The sequence below is a fragment of the Microbispora sp. H13382 genome (genome assembly GCF_014161445.1).
Lineage (GTDB): Bacteria > Actinomycetota > Actinomycetes > Streptosporangiales > Streptosporangiaceae > Microbispora.
Genome location: NZ_JABBXA010000014.1, coordinates 89,406 through 107,455, shown reverse-complemented (window position 1 = coordinate 107,455; position 18,050 = coordinate 89,406). Strand labels below are relative to the sequence as shown.

Annotated in this window: 16 protein-coding genes; 7 read left to right on the top strand and 9 right to left on the bottom strand. The window is 66.5% G+C overall.

Annotation, left to right across the window (positions count from 1 at the left end):
* Positions 1-90: 90 nt before the first annotated feature.
* Complete coding sequence (locus tag HHX41_RS25860) at positions 91-543, bottom strand: XRE family transcriptional regulator (protein ID WP_182908057.1); 453 nt, start codon at positions 541-543, stop codon at positions 91-93.
* A gap of 154 nt (positions 544-697) precedes the next feature.
* Between HHX41_RS25860 and HHX41_RS25855 the strand changes: the two genes are divergently transcribed.
* The 6 genes from HHX41_RS25855 to HHX41_RS25830 all read left to right on the top strand — a co-directional run bounded on the left by HHX41_RS25855 (position 698) and on the right by HHX41_RS25830 (position 5,040).
* Entirely contained in the window at positions 698-958 is a 261-nt protein-coding gene (locus HHX41_RS25855; protein ID WP_182908056.1) for a hypothetical protein, read from the top strand.
* Positions 955-1,257 (top strand): DUF2637 domain-containing protein, encoded by a 303-nt coding sequence (locus tag HHX41_RS25850; RefSeq protein ID WP_182908055.1) that lies wholly within the window; start codon positions 955-957, stop codon positions 1,255-1,257. Before HHX41_RS25855 ends, HHX41_RS25850 begins: the two co-directional genes overlap by 4 nt.
* Positions 1,232-2,442, top strand: a protein-coding gene (locus HHX41_RS25845) for an IS3 family transposase (RefSeq protein WP_182908119.1) whose coding sequence is annotated in 2 segments (ribosomal slippage) — positions 1,232-1,541 and positions 1,541-2,442 — 1,212 coding nt in all. Because the reading frame shifts where the segments join, the coding sequence is not laid out codon by codon here. Before HHX41_RS25850 ends, HHX41_RS25845 begins: the two co-directional genes overlap by 26 nt.
* On the top strand, positions 2,439-3,119 hold the full coding sequence (locus tag HHX41_RS25840) for a DUF2637 domain-containing protein (protein ID WP_182908118.1): 681 nt from the start codon (positions 2,439-2,441) through the stop codon (positions 3,117-3,119). The genes HHX41_RS25845 and HHX41_RS25840 overlap by 4 nt, the downstream gene beginning before the upstream one ends.
* A 12-nt stretch (positions 3,120-3,131) precedes the next feature.
* Positions 3,132-4,193, top strand: coding sequence for a toprim domain-containing protein (locus HHX41_RS25835; RefSeq protein WP_182908054.1), 1,062 nt, complete (start codon positions 3,132-3,134; stop codon positions 4,191-4,193).
* A 631-nt stretch (positions 4,194-4,824) separates the two neighbouring features.
* Positions 4,825-5,040 carry a superinfection immunity protein gene (locus HHX41_RS25830; RefSeq protein WP_182908053.1) on the top strand — a complete coding sequence of 72 codons (216 nt, stop codon included), beginning with the start codon at positions 4,825-4,827 and terminating at the stop codon, positions 5,038-5,040.
* A gap of 6 nt (positions 5,041-5,046) precedes the next feature.
* Here HHX41_RS25830 and HHX41_RS25825 read toward each other — a convergent pair whose 3' ends face one another.
* The 4 genes from HHX41_RS25825 to HHX41_RS25810 all read right to left on the bottom strand — a co-directional run bounded on the left by HHX41_RS25825 (position 5,047) and on the right by HHX41_RS25810 (position 9,264).
* Positions 5,047-5,859 (bottom strand): hypothetical protein, encoded by an 813-nt coding sequence (locus HHX41_RS25825; RefSeq protein WP_182908052.1) that lies wholly within the window; start codon positions 5,857-5,859, stop codon positions 5,047-5,049.
* A gap of 829 nt (positions 5,860-6,688) precedes the next feature.
* On the bottom strand, positions 6,689-8,131 hold the full coding sequence (locus HHX41_RS25820) for a relaxase/mobilization nuclease domain-containing protein (RefSeq protein ID WP_182908051.1): 1,443 nt from the start codon (positions 8,129-8,131) through the stop codon (positions 6,689-6,691).
* Positions 8,128-8,565 (bottom strand): plasmid mobilization protein, encoded by a 438-nt coding sequence (locus HHX41_RS25815; RefSeq protein ID WP_182908050.1) that lies wholly within the window; start codon positions 8,563-8,565, stop codon positions 8,128-8,130. Before HHX41_RS25815 ends, HHX41_RS25820 begins: the two co-directional genes overlap by 4 nt.
* A 447-nt stretch (positions 8,566-9,012) precedes the next feature.
* Positions 9,013-9,264 carry a hypothetical protein gene (locus tag HHX41_RS25810; protein ID WP_182908049.1) on the bottom strand — a complete coding sequence of 84 codons (252 nt, stop codon included), beginning with the start codon at positions 9,262-9,264 and terminating at the stop codon, positions 9,013-9,015.
* A 577-nt stretch (positions 9,265-9,841) separates the two neighbouring features.
* Here HHX41_RS25810 and HHX41_RS39825 point away from each other — a divergent pair.
* Positions 9,842-10,150 carry a response regulator transcription factor gene (locus HHX41_RS39825; protein ID WP_220504417.1) on the top strand — a complete coding sequence of 103 codons (309 nt, stop codon included), beginning with the start codon at positions 9,842-9,844 and terminating at the stop codon, positions 10,148-10,150.
* Between the two features lie 25 nt (positions 10,151-10,175).
* Here the strand turns inward: HHX41_RS39825 and HHX41_RS25800 are convergent, their stop codons facing one another.
* From HHX41_RS25800 to HHX41_RS25780, 4 genes are all read right to left on the bottom strand, one after another.
* Complete coding sequence (locus HHX41_RS25800; protein ID WP_182908048.1) at positions 10,176-12,827, bottom strand: tetratricopeptide repeat protein; 2,652 nt, start codon at positions 12,825-12,827, stop codon at positions 10,176-10,178.
* A 903-nt stretch (positions 12,828-13,730) separates the two neighbouring features.
* Positions 13,731-14,111 (bottom strand): hypothetical protein, encoded by a 381-nt coding sequence (locus HHX41_RS25790; protein WP_182908046.1) that lies wholly within the window; start codon positions 14,109-14,111, stop codon positions 13,731-13,733.
* Between the two features lie 198 nt (positions 14,112-14,309).
* Complete coding sequence (locus HHX41_RS25785; protein ID WP_182908045.1) at positions 14,310-15,539, bottom strand: McrC family protein; 1,230 nt, start codon at positions 15,537-15,539, stop codon at positions 14,310-14,312.
* Positions 15,536-17,542 carry an AAA family ATPase gene (locus HHX41_RS25780; protein ID WP_310742173.1) on the bottom strand — a complete coding sequence of 669 codons (2,007 nt, stop codon included), beginning with the start codon at positions 17,540-17,542 and terminating at the stop codon, positions 15,536-15,538. The genes HHX41_RS25785 and HHX41_RS25780 overlap by 4 nt, the downstream gene beginning before the upstream one ends.
* Positions 17,543-18,050: the final 508 nt, after the last annotated feature.

The following is an 18,050-nucleotide window of genomic DNA, read 5'->3' as shown; positions in this document are numbered from 1 at the left end:
GTTATCGCAGGTGGCCCAGGAGCACGGCGGAGAACACCCAGTTCTACGAGGGCACAATAGATCCAGCGCATGGTCACGCCCCGCAGGAGCTCAGGCCTGACGGCCGTCGTGTCGTTGGCCGCGTTCGAGGCGGGCGGCGCTGATGATGAAGTCGGCCACGAGCCGGCGGCCGCCGTCGGACATCTCGACCAGGGCGCGGAGCGCCTCGCGGTTGAGGCCGAATTCGCCGATTAAAGAGGACGCCGCCACCTGGTCGGCCGTCGCCTCGGCGTTCTCGTCGTCGCCGAAGTAGCCGATCGGCACGCCGAAGAATCTCGCCAGCGCCTTCAACGTCTTGAGCTGGGGATTGTCCGACCTGCCCGTCCGTAGCTTCCAGATCGTCGTCGAGGACAGCTCCTCGCCCGTCGCCTCCGAGATCACCGCCGCCGCCTCGAGGTTGTTCTTCGGCGGCCGGCTACCCGCCGGCCAGCGGTTCTGGATCAACCACTCGATCTTGTCGGCGAGGGACCGCGTGGTGTTCGCCGCGCTTCGGTCGTCAACCACTGCTCACCACATCAAGTTGGAGCGACATGCGCCCTGCTTCATCGCTTTTAGTTGACAGTCGGTGACGGAGAGTGCCTATCCTGCTCTCGTCATCAACTTTAGTTGATGGAGTCCGCCTCTCCACGCCCGAAGGTTACCGATGCGAGCCACACCGATGCGAGCACCTGACGAGAGCAAAGCTCGTCACGAACGACTCGTCCGCCTCGGCCTTGAGGTCAGCCGCCACCGGCCGGCCCGGCTGATCCGCCGCCGCAACGGCCAGTGGGCCCTCACCGTCGGCACCGAGACTGTGTACTGCGCGGGCGCCGAAGGCGTCTACGCCTACGTCACCCATCACGGCCTGATCCTCTCCCCCGCCAACGACGAGGGCGTCGCCCGAGCCGCGACCCACCTTGCAGGAGGTGGCGGCCAGTGACCCGCAACTTCACCCGGGCCGTCGCCGTGGCTGCCTGTGTCGTGGTTCCGCTCGTGGTCGCCCTGGCCGTACTGGGCGGGATCGGCTCCTTCGCCACCCTGCGCCGCCTCGCCGAGCCATGGTTCGGCCCGCAGGCGTGGATCGTCCCGATCGGCATCGACCTCGGCATCCTCGCCCTGCTGGCCTGGGACCTCCTCATGGAGGGGCCCTCCCCCCGAGGTGTGGACACCTTGAGTGCCAGATCATGGAGATCTGGAGACCGAGGAGTTCCTGGTGGTCATGAAGGTCTACCCGCCTGAGTTCAAAGCCGACGCGGTCGCGTTGTATCTGTCGGACCCCGCCCGGACGATCACGTCGGTGGCCCGGGATCTGGGGATCAGCCGGGAGACGCTGCGGTTGTGGGTGCGCCAGGCCCAGGCGGCGGGTACCGCGCCGGCGAAGGAGAGGCCGGTGCCCAAGCGCTCGCAGGCCCCGCTACCGTCAAGCGACGTGGAAGAGGAGAACAAGCAGCTCAAGGCTCGGATCCGGGAACTGGAGCTGGAGCGCGACATCCTGCGCCGGGCGGCCAAGTATTTCGCCGGAGAGACCAACTGGTGAGTCGCTTCCAGTTCGTCGCCGACCACGCCGGCGCCTTCGGCGTCAAGCGACTGTGCCGCGTCCTTTCGGTGTCCCGCTCGGGGTTCTACCGCTGGCGGGCCGCCGCGCCCGTGCGGGCGGCCCGCGCCGCCGCGGATGCCGAGCTCGCCGGCCGGATCAGGAAGATCCACGCCGAGTTCGACGGGACCTACGGCAGCCCTCGCATCACCGCCGAGCTGCGCCAGGGCGGGGCTCGCGTCAATCACAAGCGGGTGGAGCGGGTGATGCGCGATCAGGGCATCGTCGGGCTTCACCTGCGTAAGAAGGTCCGTACCACCGTGCCGCAGCCGGCGGCGCAGAAGGTTCCTGACCTGCTCAAGCGGGACTTCACCGCAACCGAGCCGAACCGGCGCTACGTGGGCGACATCACCTATCTGCCCCTGGCCGAGGACCGGTTCCTGTATTTGGCCACGGTGATCGACCTGCATTCGCGGCGGCTGGCCGGGTGGTCGATCGCCGAGCACATGCGCATCGAGCTGGTGACCGACGCGCTGCGCGCCGCGGCCGCCACGAGGGGCGGCACCCTGACCGGGGCGATCTTCCACAGCGACCACGGGGCGCAATACACCTCTGCCGAGTTCGCCACTGTGTGCCGGCAGCTCGGGGTGCGCCAGTCGATGGGCGCGGTGGGCACCAGCGTGGACAACGCTGCCGCCGAGGCGTTCAACGCCACCTTGAAGCGGGAGACCCTTCAGGGCGCCCGGTGCTGGCCCTCCGTCCGAGCGGCTCGCCTGGCGGTCTTCTCCTGGATCACCCGCTACAACACCCGAAGGAGGCACTCGACCCTGGGCTACCTCAGCCCGATCGACTACGAGCAGCAGCCCGATAAGGTGCTGGCTGCCGCATAACAGTCGGTGTCCACACTTCGGGGGGAACTCCCGAGTTCGCCGACCTGCCCTGGCCGGTCCTGCGCTGGATCGCCTGGACGTTCATCACCGCCACCGTCATCCTCAACATCTCCGCCGCACACGGCGACCCGATCGCCGGCCTGATGCACGCGGCCATGCCCGTCCTGTTCGTCACGGTGATCGAGGGAATCCGCCACCTCATCCGCCGCTGGGTCGGCCTGGCCACGGGCACCCGGCGTGAGCGGGTACCTCTCTCGCGCTGGCTCCTCGCCCCCGTCTCCAGCTTCATGCTCTGGCGACGCATGGTGCTGTGGAACGTCACGAGCTACCCCCGCGGCCTCCAGCTCGAATACCTGCACCTCGAAGCCGTCTCCGCGCTCCATCAGGTGCACGGCCGCTGGCTGTGGCGATGGAAGGCACCTCTGTCCGAGCGGACCGCCGTACGACTCCAACTCGCGGGCGCGGCCTTTCCGACTCCGCAGATCCCACAGCAGCAGGACTCCGACGACCAGCTCATTCAAGCGGCCCAGGCCATCGTCGCCAGGGCCGAGCAGCGTGGCGTACGGCTGAGCCAGATGGACCTGGCCGCCCAGCTCCGCGCCCAGGGCCACCGCATCGCCAACGAGCGGCTGCGCTGGCTGGCCACCGCCATCGGGCTCCGCCGCGAGCCGGTCTAAGGACACGGCCTCATGCTCCTCGCCATCCACGAGCACGCCGAACGCTTCTTCCAGGCCCGCGTCGCCACCAGCTGGGTCCCCGACTACCTGCGTCAGCGCGGATTCGACGAGGACGTTCAGCGTCAGTGGCGCATCGGCTACGCCCCGAACGAATGGCGAGCGCTGACCAGACATCTGCGCAATCTCGGCTTCCCTGACACCGCAATCGAGGCCTCCGGCCTGGCCCGGCGGACCACCCGCGGCATGCTCATCGACTTTTTCCGCGACCGGGCGATGTTCCCCATCACCGAGCGCGACGCGACAACGATCGCCTTCATCGGTCGCAGCCGTACGAGCGAACCCAAGTACCTCAACAGCCCGAACACCCCTGTCTACGGCAAGGGACGGGCGCTGTTCGGCCTGCACACGCTCAGCGCCGGGGCCAAGCCGGTCATCACCGAAGGCCCTCTGGATGCCATCGCCGTCACGGTCGCCGGCCGGGGCCGATTGGCCGGACTCGCCCTGTGCGGCACCAGCCTGACCCCCGACCAGGTCAGCACTCTCGACGCAGCCGCCGACCTGTGCGCCACCGGTGTGCTGGTCGCCTTCGACGGCGACCGTGCCGGGCAGCAAGCCGCAGCGCGGTCCTACTCGCTGCTCAAAGACGCCGGTACGGCGGAAGCCCTCGTGCTCCCATCGGACTGGGATCCGGCGGCGGTGCTCGGCGACGCTGGCCCCAAAACTCTCACGGCACTGCTTCGCGTCCGCGTACGGCCACTGGCCGACCTGGTGACCGACGCTGCCATCGAGCCCTGGCACGACTCCCTGCAGTTCCCCGAAGGACGCGTCAGCGCACTTCGCGCCGCCGGCGCGGCGATCGCAACGATGGCGCCCCGTGACGTCGCCCGGCAGGTCGCACGCGTCGCTGCGCAGCTCAACTTCGACCACGCGACCGTCACCGAGACCACCACCGATTCGGTGACCGCCCGGCTGGCCCTCGCCGACTTCCCGGCAGCGCCCACACCCCGCAGCACGACCACACGCTCGGGCGAAAGGAGAGCGAATGAACGACCACTACGCGGACCCGCTCCGTGAGGCAGCCACCCATGGAATGCAGAAGGCGGTGCAGGTCGCCCCTACTGCCGCGGCGGCAGTTCAGGTCTGGCTGCACATGAAGGCTCAGCGCGTACGCGAACAGGCCGAGCGGGAGCGCCAGGCAGCAGACGCCCTCCGCGCAAAGCAGCGTGCCGCCCATCGGGCGGCACGTCTGCAGTGGCTGCCCGCCAACGACCCGGCATGGTTGCGCACCGCTGACTTGCTGCAGGTGAGCCGCGCCTGGGGAGCAGCCCTGCCGTACGCGACGAGCGACCCGGGCGCCGAGCGCGCGCTGCTGAGGTGCGAGAGTCGGCTCCGCGAGCTCCACCCGTACGCCATGAACCGCTATGACCGGCTTCGGGTCGAAGGACATGCTCCCGAAGCGGCCATGCGGGAAGTCACCCCGTTGTTCGCCCGAGAGCCACGCCCGCGAACTGGATATCCAGCGCCCGTTCGGCCTCAGCTACCTCCGGTCGTGAGGCTCGCCCAGGAGGACTTCCCCCACACCATCGACAAGGTCGTCGCAGCCTGCGGCAGCACCAGGACGAACGCGGGAGCTACGGCGAAGCCAGCGCGGACAGCTACCCTCAATCGCCTTCCGTAATCAATCGATTACGGAAGGATGTAAGAGGTGGATGCTCTCGCACACAGCTACCTGTTCTGGATCGGCCTGATCCTACTGCTCGTTGTGCTGTACCTCCTGCCCACGCTGATCGGGCTCTTACGCGGCGTAGAGAACGTCCTTCTACTCATAGCGTTCAACTTCTTCGGCGGCCTCATCTGCATCGGCTGGCCGGCAGCGCTCTTCCTGGCCTTCGCGCTGCCCACGCGCCATGACCGTCGGTGACGTCCGTCAATCACGGCCCACGAGATACCGGACCGCATCGGACTCGGCGCAGATCGCCAAGCGATGCGCGGTCCAGGCGGGGGCCGAGCGTCCTTCCAGGTTGAGGATGACGCCGCTCTCGTCGACCGTGCAGGTGATGCCATACGGCCAGTCGCCGAGGAAGACCCCCAGAATCAAATCCTCCATACCGCCCTGGACGATTCGGTGCAGCCGCTCAGCTGCGGCACCCGGCGAGGCGATGACGAACAACCAGGACTGGCCCTCCGGGACTCCCGCGTCCGTACGCTGCCCACTTCGTCTGACGATCTCCACCTCCAGCTCGGTCACCACCTCCTGCAGGGTGTCGAGCACCACGAGCCCCGGGTCCGCCGCGTGTAGCGCTTCCTCGCCGAACAGGCGCACCGCGTCTTCGCGCGGCATGAGTACGCGTGCCGCGATGTGGCGTCCGGCCAACAGGTCCAGGACCATGGCACGCGTCACGTTCTCCGCGCCCGGGCCGGTGAGTCCCGTCCCGTTCATGGCCGCCAGCGCGACGAGGTAGCCCAAACTCGTCGACTCCTGTTCGAGCATGGAGTCGAGCGTTGAGACGGGCGTTTCATCGTCGGCCCTTATGACGGCGACCGACTCTTGCGAGGCTTCCACCGGTGGGAACGGCAACGTGTCCCTCACCTCGCCGTAGCGAACCAGTCGATCGCCCTGCCTGGTCAGACGGGTACGCCGCCACCACATCACCGCAGCGCCGACACACTGACGCCGTCGGTGGTAAGCGATGGCGAGCACAAGCAGCGCGGCAAGGCCGACGGGGATCGTCAGGGGCATCGTCGACGCCGACGACTCCAGAGCGGCGTTGGCTGCGTGGGGAGCCGGCTCATGCTCTTCGCTGAACGTCGGCCGCGGTGCCGGGCTCCTCTTTGGCCGCGGCAAAGGCTTGGCTGAGGGCGTTCGAGCGATGATTGCCGTTGGCCGGTGGCCAAGCCCGCGTCTCGCCGCCACTTCCTCTATCACCAGCGGCTTCTCGCCCGTGGCCGCTGCTGACGGGCTCGCCGCATGATGGCCTGGCGTCCGCCGGTGATCGCGCCGGGGCCGGTTCCGGACGTTGTGATGCTCCTCCGCTTCACCGTTCCGGCTTACGGGTGCCGCCGTCTCCAGCTTCTCGGGACTCTTTGCAACCATGGGAGAAGGTGCGGCGGCTGGAGCAGTTGTCGGCTGCTGCGGGACCTGCGGAAGTGGTACGACCTGTTGGGGCTGCTCCGGGGCCGGCTGCGAGGCCTGCCCGCGCCACGAGTCCCGTACGGCGCGGCCCACGTCGATGCTGTTGCCGGCGAGCCAGTTCTGCACCTCGCGCTGCATGGCCGCACACAACTTCGTGTTGTCGACGTACCGGCCTGCCGTACCGGTCAGGTGCGGGCACCCGGGCGGCGGGTCCGCCTGAGCCGTCCCCGCCACGGCCAGCGCTGCGGCGCCTGCCAGCACTCCTGCGGCAGCCGACCGCCACATCGCCGTCCGGCCTCGGAACGGATTGCTGGCTGTCACGACGGCACCCCCGGGTCGATCACGAAGCGAAGATGATCAACCACGATAGGCAGCTACGCCGGTGTAACAGCGCAGCTCAGAGCCGAGTCGCACGAGCAAAATAACGATCTTCCAGCTACCTATGCCGAGGTGACGCAGACGGTGCCGAAGGACCGGCAGAGCGCCCGGACGAGCGCGGATTCTGGCCGGAATCCGCACCGAGCGACCTGGCGACGGGCTGCGGGAAGTCCGCCGCAGCCAGCCGTACCGGGGCACCCGCCGCAGGTGACGCCACAGCGAGGTGCTGCGCGGCCGCTCGTGCCGCGACCGCCTGGGCCATCCTGCCCTGCGCCGTACGGAGCTCGGCCACCGCAGCGACCAGCGCCGCAATGTCGGCGATGAGCGATCCTGCGGACCCGCGCGTCCCGGCAGCGAGCCCTCGCACGGCCCTCCGCAACTCCAGCCCTGCTCGTGTCGGTGGCGGAATCCGCGCGAACGGCTCTCGCGCCGCGCGGTCGAAGGCCTCCGCGGCATTGCGAAGCCGCCGGTCCTTCAGCAGGCGCGCCGCGACATGCAGCAGGTCAGAGGTCGCCCCGGGCACGTCCGCCGCGCCGCCCGGTTCTCCGCCTGCAGCCTCGCGCAGCTGCGCGGCGGCCTGCCGGGCCGCCGTCGTCACCAGCTCCCAAATCTCCCGGCGGTCGTCCGAACCCGTTCCGCCGGGACGCTGATCGCTTCCGCCGCGCCACCGCGCGCGGAGTTTCGGAAGAGTGAGGTCGGCGGCGAGCCTGCCACCGCCGAACCACACCAGCTCACCGGCGCGGTTGCGATGCTCCGGCAGCGCCACCGCGTACCCCGTCACCTCGCCGAGATTGCGCTGACTCATCCGCTGCCGCACCAGCACCCCGGCGGCGTCCAACGACCGGAAGAACTCCTCTTCCGAGGCCGCTGCGGCGGCTGCGGTGACGACGTGCTGCCGTAGCACCGTCCGCGGCACCTCGTCCCACCCGCGCCGCCGGGTCTGTTCCGTCTCGCTGCGGGTCGGCCGGCGCGCCGCCGTCCGGTCCCCCGGGGCCGTCAGGCGCAGGGCGTACCGGCGCTCGATGATTTGGCAGGCCTCCCGTACCCGGTAGAAGTCGTTCCAGGTCCGGGGCTTGGTCCCGTCCTGACGGGCGAGCGTGGCGACGATGTGAATGTGGTCGTCGGCGTGCCGCACGGCGACCCAGCGCACTCCGTCGTCATCGTCAGCCGGCGCGAGACCGGTGCGGGTCATGATCTCCTGGGCGACCTGCGCCCACTCCTCATCACTCAGGATCCGGTCCTGCCGTGCGGCACGGGCGACGCAGTGCCACACCGGCTCGGCATACCCGCGCTCCCCCAGCGCGGCGAGCGGCTGGTTGAGCAATCCGATCAGATTCCGGAAATCCCGGCCACCTTCCGGGCGGAGCACCGGCTCCAGCTCGGCCGGATGCCGCCACCCGGCAACGACGTGCGGGTTGACGTGCTCGTTGGCCCGGCCCGGGCCGTACAGGTAATACAGCAACCCGCCGACGCGGCGCCCGCGCAACACCTTTCCTATCACCGGAGCGCCTTCCGGACGCCTTCCGCGATTCCGTCCAAGCGCTGCACCGCCCGCAAGCACGCGGCGGCGTACGGAACGAGGTTGCCGGGATCAGCGCCGGTCGCGTTCAGAGCGGCGACCGCCTGGTTGAGGTTGACCCCGATGCGGCGCACTTGAGTGGCGGCGTGCATCAGCTCGATCAGCGCCTCGCGCAGCGGGTCGGGCATCGGCGGGTTCACCATCCGCGCCGCCGCCAAGGCCGCCTCTGCCGCGTACGCCCCGTGCGCCAGCCCAAGGCGTTCGGCGGCTGTGCGGAGGTCGGCGTACTCCTCCTCGGTCAGCACGAACTTCACCACGTGCGGCCGCGGCATCGCCTGGCGTTGCCGCCGCCGCTGCCGCACCTGCTTGGACCCCGTGCTGGACCCGGTGTCCTCTCCCCCAGCGGACACGCTCATGACCACTCCCCCGACGACCGCGCCCGGTCGCAATCGATCAGAACCCACCCCCGACCGGTAGCGGGAGTGGGCGGTTCTGATCACGAATGTCCCCCGCCGCATCCCGCCGGATGCAGCGGTAATGGGACATTACGAATATCTTGCTCCCGCCCTGCGGGGCCCCGGGTAGCCGCTGCGCCTCCGTCTGCCTCAACTTCTACAGCGCGCATCGTGCACGGGTTGTCGGCCTCAGCGCGGTGGGGGCACAGCACCAGATTGGAGGAGTCTGGGGACCGTCCGCCGCCCCTCTGCGACGTCCTCGGTCTGCACCACCTTGGGCCTCAATCTGCAGCCGCAGTGAGGAACTCGCCGATGGAGTCTACGTTGACCCCGTTCGGAGGGGGTCTGTGCAAGGCCGCACCGACGCCAGCGATGACCGCAGCCCTCGTTTTGCGACCCGTGGACGCGTCAGCCCTGCTTCTGGTCGGCCGACCTCAACGGGGCGAGTACCGTTCTAATGTCTTCCAGCGGCACATTGTGGCCGCGAGCTTTTAGACGGTCGCGGATGCCCAGCGCCCCTAGTGTCGGGTCCTCCCTGTACAGATCGATAATGAGCTTGCGGTTCGCAGGAGATACCTCCCTGTTCTCGTCGGCCTGCACCCATTCGTCAGCGCCGATGATGTGCGCATCTGGTTGGCTGGTGTCGTCGTCGTAAACCATCGAGACCTCCCAGCTGGATCGCCTACGTCTCGACGCTAGGTAGGCACCCATCCGCAGGTCCACGACAGATCCCGGCGTGGACCTGACAAACATGCGGCAGACCCCTGCAAGCAAGCAGTCCCGATCAGGGGCGCTCGGCGGAGCTCCATCTCTAGGCTTGATCCCGTTCGTGCCCAGCTGCCAGCGCGCGCCTATGACCGAGCGGCTGCAGCCGTTCCGGAGAAGGGATCCTGCGTCACCGGTGACCGTCCATGTCGCAGTTGTGGATCCCCTGCCCATGTTCCAACAGGGGGTGGCCGCTGCCTTGTCCGAGGCCGGTTACACGGTCGAGATGCCCCCGGACGTCCTGTCATGGCCGCGTCCAGGGCGGCAAAATCTCGTGCTGATGACACTCGAGTCCGAGCATGACTGGGGAGTGCTCGGCAGACTCCGAAAGGTAGAGGCTGCACATTTCGTAATCGTGTTACTGGCGGAGGATTCTGTTGCTCTGGGGGTGAGAGCGGTCTGCGACGGAGCCCAGTCCGTGCTTCCGCGTGGGGTCACTGCCGTAACGCTGAGACGCACGATGGAGGCGACCATGGACGGCCAGGCAGTGCTTCCGGCAGCCGTCTCCGCAGCCCTAGCCAGAGGTTCGATCGCAAACAACACGGCTTCACTGTCCCTTACCCCGGAACAGCTGTCCTGGCTGCGACAACTGGCAGCCGGCGCCACGGTGGCCCAACTCGCCGAACAGGCTGGCTACTCGGAACGCGCGATGTTCCGGCTGCTACAGTCGCTGTATAAGGAGTTGGGCGTGCGTACCCGAATTGAGGCCATTATCCGAGCACAGGAACAAGGATGGCTCCGCATGAAGACCGCTCCCGCCCAGACTGCAGGATCAAGCTGAACGCTACGCTCCTGCGGGACGCAGGCTATCCAGCGTTTACCACCTCGATTACCGGAACCAGGCGTCCCGGCCTCTGGGCTGTCTTGTCCAGCTCCCATAAGAGGGTGCTCATGCGCTGCACCAGGCCCGGAGTGGGGCGAGTGGGCAGGCTCCTGGCCTTGCGAAACGCTTCGACGGCCTTGGACAGGTCAGCCGAGTCGTCCAAGCGACGACCGCAGATCGCAAACGCCGTAAAGTACCAGGCCGCGAAGTCCCGCTCGTCCAGCCGAAGTCGCTCCGCTGCTTCCTTGTGCAACTGTCCAAAGAGCCTGCTGGCCTTGTCAGACCATTGGTGCCGTGCGACCAGCGCGTGCAGTGCCAGCACGATGAGGGAACGGCTTACCTGTCTGTAACGGTCTGCGCCTTCGATGGCGTGCGCGGCCCCGCGATAGTCACCCCTTACTAGGTGTGCGAAGCAAAGAGTGGTCCGCGCCTGCAGCAGAACAACCGGGTCGTGCACCTGCAAAGCCTTCTCAACCGCGGTGGTCGCAGCCTTGATCGCTCCCGTAATGTCGTACCGGCCGAGCAACCAGTCGGCGTACCCGTCCAGGCAGGCAACCCTCAGCCAATCATCCCGGTGTCCGGCCACCTCCTCCTCGGCGATGTTGAGGAAACGTCTCGAGTCGGCTTCATGCCCCAGCTCCGCGTGCCAGCGGGATAGTTTGAGCGCCATCTTGACAGTCCGGGAGGATGCGTATGCTCGCGCGTCGGCGCTGTGCGGATACTCCAGCAGCCCCGGCACAGCGAGGGCCTGCTGTGCGAACGCGATAGCCTCGTCGTAACGGCCCCAGCGCCGGTGACAATCCGCCAGCCCCTCGAACGCGCTCAGCTGAACCCTCAGATCGCCCTCGTTCCGGGCCTCTTCGAGCACGAGGTTATAAGCCTGACAAGCCTCCTCAATCTGGTTTCGCTGCCAGTACATCATGCCCATATTTGCACGAATCTTCGTTCGACTCCTGGTATCGTTTAGGATTTCCGAGTACTCGAGGGCCTTGTGATACGCCTGAGCGGCCTTGATCGACTGCCCGCGCCTGATGTAGAGGTCACCGAGCGCGTTCTCGTTCGCCATTTCGGTGTGGCCGTCCCCTATGGCACCCCTGACGGCTTCGCGCTGCTCAATCAGCAGGAATGGGCAGTTCCATTTACGGAGTACGCGATCAATGAACTCCATCCGCATGTAGGCCAATCCCTGGAGGCCGGCTCTCAACAGCGCGTTCACCGCCGCGATATGAAGCTGGAGATCGTGTATGCCAGACGGATCGTTTGGCGCGCGCCGCCACAGCGCGTCCGCGGCGGCGAGCAGGAGATTGCTCCAGGCCGTGTCATCCTCCGGCAGCCAGTCCACCTCCGACGACGGCAGACAGTAACGCTCATCCGAGGTGCGGTGCACAATGTGCCTGCCCTGTAGTACGTTGAGCGCGCCGCTGACCTCGTCCGCGGATAGTTCTCCGGCCACCAGTTCCGCCACAGCAGCAGGCTCAACTGGCATCGCATAAGCGGCAAGCACCTCCAGTACGCGGCGGTGACTCGGCTTGAGGCCTCTAATGAGCAGGTCAGACAGACACTGCGGCACCTCCTTCGGTTTCAAACTGGTCAGCTCCCGTTGGAGGGTCCCGATGTCCATACCATCGCCGAGCAGAATCGCGAACAGCAGCTCGGCCAAGCGAAGGTTGCCTTGGAGCTTGTCGTGGAAGAAAACGAGCGCCCCGGGAAACCTGTCCAGGTGAAGCACGTCGTCGCGGTCAAGCTCTCTGAGATAGGTGACGAAATCTTCGTACGGCAGGCCCTGGACAGAGACAACGTGGGCCCGGGCTGGCCAGGTGCCGCTCCCTGGCGACTTCGGAGAGAGACGTGTGACGAGCAACACCGTCACCCGGTGCCGGCGGTTCGCGAGAATCTCAAACGCCTCGTCCAGGTCGTAGTCGACTATATGCTTGCTGTTTCGGTCCACCAGGTTCTCGGCGCACTCAATGGTGATCAGGACGGGCGCCTCGTTCAGGGCTTCCAATGCCGCTTCGAACCGCGCAAGCGAGGATTCCCCGGGGCGGATGTCGCTCGTTGGCCCGATCGTGCCCTCAAGGTCATCAATGAGTGTCTTGACGTCTAGCCGTACTCCGGGGATAGCCTCATGCTCGCAAATCCGCAGGTGGTCCTGGCCTTGCGCGGTCCGCTTGAGGTCCTCCAACACTACTTTCACGAGCTTCGACTTCCCCATGCCCGGCTCCCCCCTCACCACAATGACGCCCCACGGCCCGTTGAGCAGCATCGTTCGAAGCTCCTGGCGGGCATCACGCCGATCCAACAGCTCATGACGCCCCTGGGCCGATCCACCGGTTACCCCCCCTGCATCGGCTGACGGAAGCGTGCCTGGCTGCACATCACTGTCGTTTCGCACGATTCCAGAGCCCGGCTCCCCCACCACCGGCGCCTTCGCGCTCAGCCGCCAGGAGAGATAGCCGATGAACCCGCCGAGAATGCCAGCGATCCAGCTGCCCCGCTCCAGCCAGACCCAGCCCGGGCCTTTCCCGTCCTTCGAGTCCTCCCACCAGCCCGTCCTGATGCCCACCACGGCCATCAGCGCCAAGGCAACTATGACAAATGCCCCGTAAGCGATGCGCCGCCAGCCTTTGAACCTCATTCCTTCTCATTACGCCTAGAGACGCAGCTTGAAAAGACAGATCTTTCGTCTGGCCGTAACGCAGTGCCGCGACATCGTCGATCCTTCGCTTCGATGGGGGTATGGATGGTAGGTGGGAGCGAGCGGTTCCGCGATTGCCACAAGACCGAGTCCTTCAACCACGACAAGCAGATTCGCGAGCAGCCGGTCAGCTCGCCAAGCTGATCAAGTGGAACTCGCAAGCAGACAGTCCGCAGATCGATGAACCCTCTTCACGGCGCACCAGCGCCTACATCTGCTGCTTGTAGTCGCGATGTCCCCGCAGTCAGACACGAATCCGACCAGCGCAGCAGGCCGACTGAACTCCAACATCTAGCGGGTCGAGGCCGAGCAGGTGTACTCGCCGGCGCGGGCCATGTGTTGAGCCCGCCCCACCGCAAGCAACCAGCCCGCCGAGCAGCCCCGTATTGCGAACCACACCTCAACCGCGAGGTGGTGGCCTGACGCCCAGTCTGAACGCGTCTCTCCCACCTACTCAGAGGCGTTGTTTACGCTGAGTAAGAATTCCATTACGATCAGCACAAGTAGTGCAGGACTCGCCGAGGCCACGTGTCACACGCGCCCCGGGTCCCTGGTGTCTGCCATGGAGGATGTTGAGCCTCGTGAACCACCCGTGGGTTATATATCTGCAAGCATGCCTGGCTCTTCGGATGCAGCGCGCCCGTACCGCCCCTACACGTGGAGCATCCGCTGTCGAATGGGTGATCATCACTGCCATCATCGCTGGCGTCGCGCTGGGCCTGGCGACGTTGATCAAGACAGTGGTGGAGCAGAAGCAGGGCGAGATTCAGAACACGCTCGGGGGCGACGCGGGCAGCTGACCGATCGCCCACGACAGTCGCGCCGCCCCCACGTCAGGTTGGGTCAGCGGCCGCCCGGCCACACCGCCGCTCTGCAGGCACCCCACCTGACACGCTTGTCCGTACCGATCTGCCCCTGGCACAGCTTGAAGACCTTGACCGATCCGAACAGGGAGCTGTCGGTAGCACAGCCGCCCTGCGGCGCCCGCACCTCGAACGGCTTGCGCGCGTCGACGGGATTGTCGTTGTGCCACACGGCCTTGTAGGCCACGTTGTCCTTCCTGCCATCGCAGACCTTGATCGTCGATCGGTCCGCGGGCACGCTCACGCGGCCGTCGCCGTAAGCATCGCTCCAGCCTGGCGCGCCGGCCCAGGCCGATCCAACCGTCCCCACAACCAGCGCCCCGGCCAGCAGCGCGACGGACATCCCTGTCTTCGATGCCATGTCTCCCCCGTTGATCCTTGACAGCTCTCCCTACTCTAAGTAATCAATCTTGTACTGCAAGCATTCCTGTTGGCGTTTCTGACAACCCAAGCGCGCTCTCTTGGCCGTCGTACAGCCGGGTCACTGCGACCGCTCTGAGAAGGGACGTGATGGGTGGCCGGACGAGCGCGGTTGCCGGGGCCCCCGTGAGTCACCAAATCATGCCGTAGCGGTCGTGCGGTCTCCCGAGCCGCCAGTTGCGAGCATTTCGGCGATCCGATGGAGCGCCTGATTGAGCTGTTCGGGCGGCAGGGCGAGATCGAGCACATGAGCGGTTACGGTGATGTCCGACTGTGTGATTCGGTACGGCATAGCGGCGGGACCGCCCGCGGCGTATACGAGATGCCCGTCTCGGATGCCTAGTGCGGTGCAGTAGGAGATGAGCTGGAACAGATGGCTGGTGGGAGGTGGCCCGCCCAGCTCCCGATACTTGGCGTCGATCACGGCCGCCGGTCTGCCTCTGCCGTAGGCGACGATGTCAGGCCGGAAGAGCACACTGCCGCTGCGGTCGAGGCGGTGGTGCCCTTGCTGCCCTGCGCAGCGCAGGCCGTGTGGCTGCAGAAGCTCGGTCAGTCGGGTCGTGAGGAACCGCTCGAAGATCTCGGCCATGTTCAGCACGAACCCGTCGACCTGTAGGGCCGGTGAGCCCTTCTGCTGAAACGACGATGCGCCGAGGACGAGTTCGGCAAGACGCAGAGCCGGCAGGTAGCGCTCATTGAGGCGGTTGGGGGTCCAGGCCGGTAGCGGAGCAGCGCCAGCGCGGACCGGAACAACGTCGACCAGGCGTGCAGCCAGATGGCGCAGCAATGCCTTGGTGGGAGCCGACACACCCGGCAGGCTCTGCAGATGTTCGATGGCACCCAGCAGGATCCGGTTCTCGGCGATGTCGGCCGTGTAGTCGTCGAAGGCAACCTCGATCGGTACGGCGAGACCCGGTCTGCGAGACAGTTGAGAACTGGTGCGGATCCGTCCACGAACGACGGTCAGGCTGTCTTCACGGGCGACATAGCCGTGCAGTACTCCCCCGCGCATAGCCTGCTCCGCCGATCGGGCGAAGGCGTCCGCCACGGCAGCCACCAGCAGGTCGGCCTTGCCCACGCCGACCTGGCCATGCCGCCAGACGGACGAGCCCGTGGCGAACGCAACCAGGTACATGAGGTGATCGACGGGGATCTTGGGGTGGATGCGCAGCTCGAGTGCGGCTTCGCCGATGCCCAGCCGCACCGTCCCGACCCGCTGGCGGCCGACGAGCCGCCAGAGGCCGGAGCCGGTGGGGGCGATCGCGACGAGGTCGGGGACGGGGACCAGGGTCGCCACCTGCGCAGTGGTCAGAGCGCATGGCGGCGATGCCGAGGCCTCGGTCAGCTCGATGACGGGAACGGCGCTCACGGCAGGTCGAGCTTCAACGCGTCCAGGAGCACCCGCAGGCCGTACTCCTGCTCGACGTCGACGACCTTGCCATACAGCTGGTCCTCCAGCAGCGGGAGGATTTCGGTGGCCCAGATACGCTCCAGCCCTCGCCGATTTCCCGCCTCTGAGGTCATCAGGTAGGACGGCCCCACCGCCCTATCGGGGTCGGCCAGCCGACGGTTCACCTCGTCCAGAAGGAGAGCGGGAGCCTCGAAGAGATTGTGTCTGGTCAGCCATCGCCGGAGGAGTCCCTCGATCGGCGGCCGGTCGGGGGCCAGCGCGCGGAAGGCGAACCGGCGGCGCATGGCCGCGTCCACCAGCGCCACCGAACGATCGACCGTGTTCATCGTGCCGATCACGAAGACGTTCTTGGGCAACTTGAACTTCTCCTGCGGAGAGTACTGCAGGGTGATCTCACGATTGCGGTACTCCAGCAGGAAGTACAGCTCTCCGAACACCTTGGCGAGGTTGGCCCGGTTGATCTCATCGATGACCAGGACGAATGGCTTGGTGGGCTCGCCCTCCGCCGCCTCGACCGCCCGTTTGAACGGCCCGGGCACGAGCTCGAAACCGATCGTGCCCCCCTCCGCCTGCCGAGGACGGAAGCCTTCGATGAAGTCCTCGTAGCCGTAGGAGGGATGGAACTGGACCAGGTCCATCCGGTCGGGGCCGGCCAGCATTTCGGCGAGTTCAGAGGCGAGATAGGTCTTGCCGGTGCCGGGCGGGCCGTACAGGATCATCTGCCCCTTGGCCACGAGCAGATCGGCGGTCTCCTGCAACCAGTCCAACGGCAACAGCAGCCTGTTCGCAGCTTCGGGTGTGATCTCGGGTATCTCCAGGGGACGTGTTTCATCGGCCGCCACCACGTCGGGAGCGACATCCTCGCCCATGTCTGCCGACTCGGCGAGCTGGGCCATGACGCGGGTGATGTCGACCACGGTACGGCGGTCGCGCAGCCTCGCCTGAGCTTCCTCCGGCAAAGCCTTGCGGCTCAATGTGCGTGTGACGTTCCAATCGACTGGTCGTCGTCGTGCGATTTCACGCCCCTCGCTGTCGTCGTAGTAGGCGTCGCCCGTGATCTTTCCGAGGTAGACGGTGTCGCCGTCCAGGGTCGCCACCAGGTCGTCCGGTCGCATGTCCGACAGAAAGCGCCACAGCTGCTGCACGTGAGCGCGTCTGGCTTCGTTCGTGTGGTCGGGGTACGCGTCGTCGAGGGCGGTCTCGATTTCCTTCCGCGAGGCCCCTGCTCGGACCTCACCCGCCTCACGCCACGAGACGGAGCAGAAACCGTCCTCGAGCCAACGCGAGATCACGTTGGCGCCGTTCACGTTCGCGCCACGCACCAGCCAGCCGCGTTGGGCACGGGGTTGAGCAGGCTGCCACTTCGACAGCCAGGGCTCGTCGTAGAAATCGACCGGGTGACCGGCCTCCCGCTTCAGCGTCTGACGGATGGCGTGGATGTCCCGATCGACATCGCCAGAGGTGCTGGGCAAGCGATCAGCGAAGGCGTCTCTGATCGAAGTCTTGTTCTCCTCGACAGAGACCGGCACGAACACCCCAGGGAACAGCAGGAACAGCAAGACATGCAGTTGGGCCCGAGCGCGGAACTTACCGTCGTGATCGGCAAGCACCGATCGAGACAGATCGCGGAACGCCCACGGATCGTTCAGCAGGCGCTCTCGCTCCTCAACAGGGAATTCGAGCAGCTTGCGGGTGACCCGGATGAGAAAGGCGAACTGCGCCCAGCGGAAGTTGAGGAACGCCTGGCCGCCCTTCATGTATCCAGGGCTCGCCGCAGCGGCCAGATCCGCCGGTATCGCAAGGTCATACGACGTCCAGGACAGCACTGTTTTGATGATCTCGAGCTTCCGGTCGATGCCGATCGTCGCGCCGGTCAACGGCAGCATGTTCAGGTACAGCAGCTCGGCCGCCAGCACATCTGCCTCGTCCGAGGCGCTGGAGATCTGCCGCTTGAGCTTCACAAGAAACTCATCAGCGGAGCCGTCGAAGTTTACGACAAAACGCCCATATAGCTCTGAGGATGTAGAAGACGTCCACACCTTGAGAGCGGGGGCAAACGACGACTGACCAGTTAAGATGCCCGTCCTGAACACCCTCTGGGCCGCTGCACAGACGATCTCACCCTGTCTGGAATCCACACAACCACCTGCCCGGAACGGCTTTGCTTACGCTGCATAAACAACTGTCCCAGGCTTCACCGAAACAAAACTCGTTGCTGGCAAGCAGTTTGGCATCGGCCCGCATGCCCCCTGGCCTCGCCCGCCCCGACCTCGGCAGTGTCCGCTCAGGAGGGACCGCCACCCCCACGCGTCCTCGCCGGCAGATTCACTCAGGCAGAGGCCGCCGCGGACTACAGCAGACACCCCCGCGTCGACGAAACGGCACGGGGAGGAAGTCGAGCCCGAGCGTCTCCACGCCGCGGCAGCTCGGGCGAGCGCGACCCGGACGATCGACGACCACCCGAGTAAG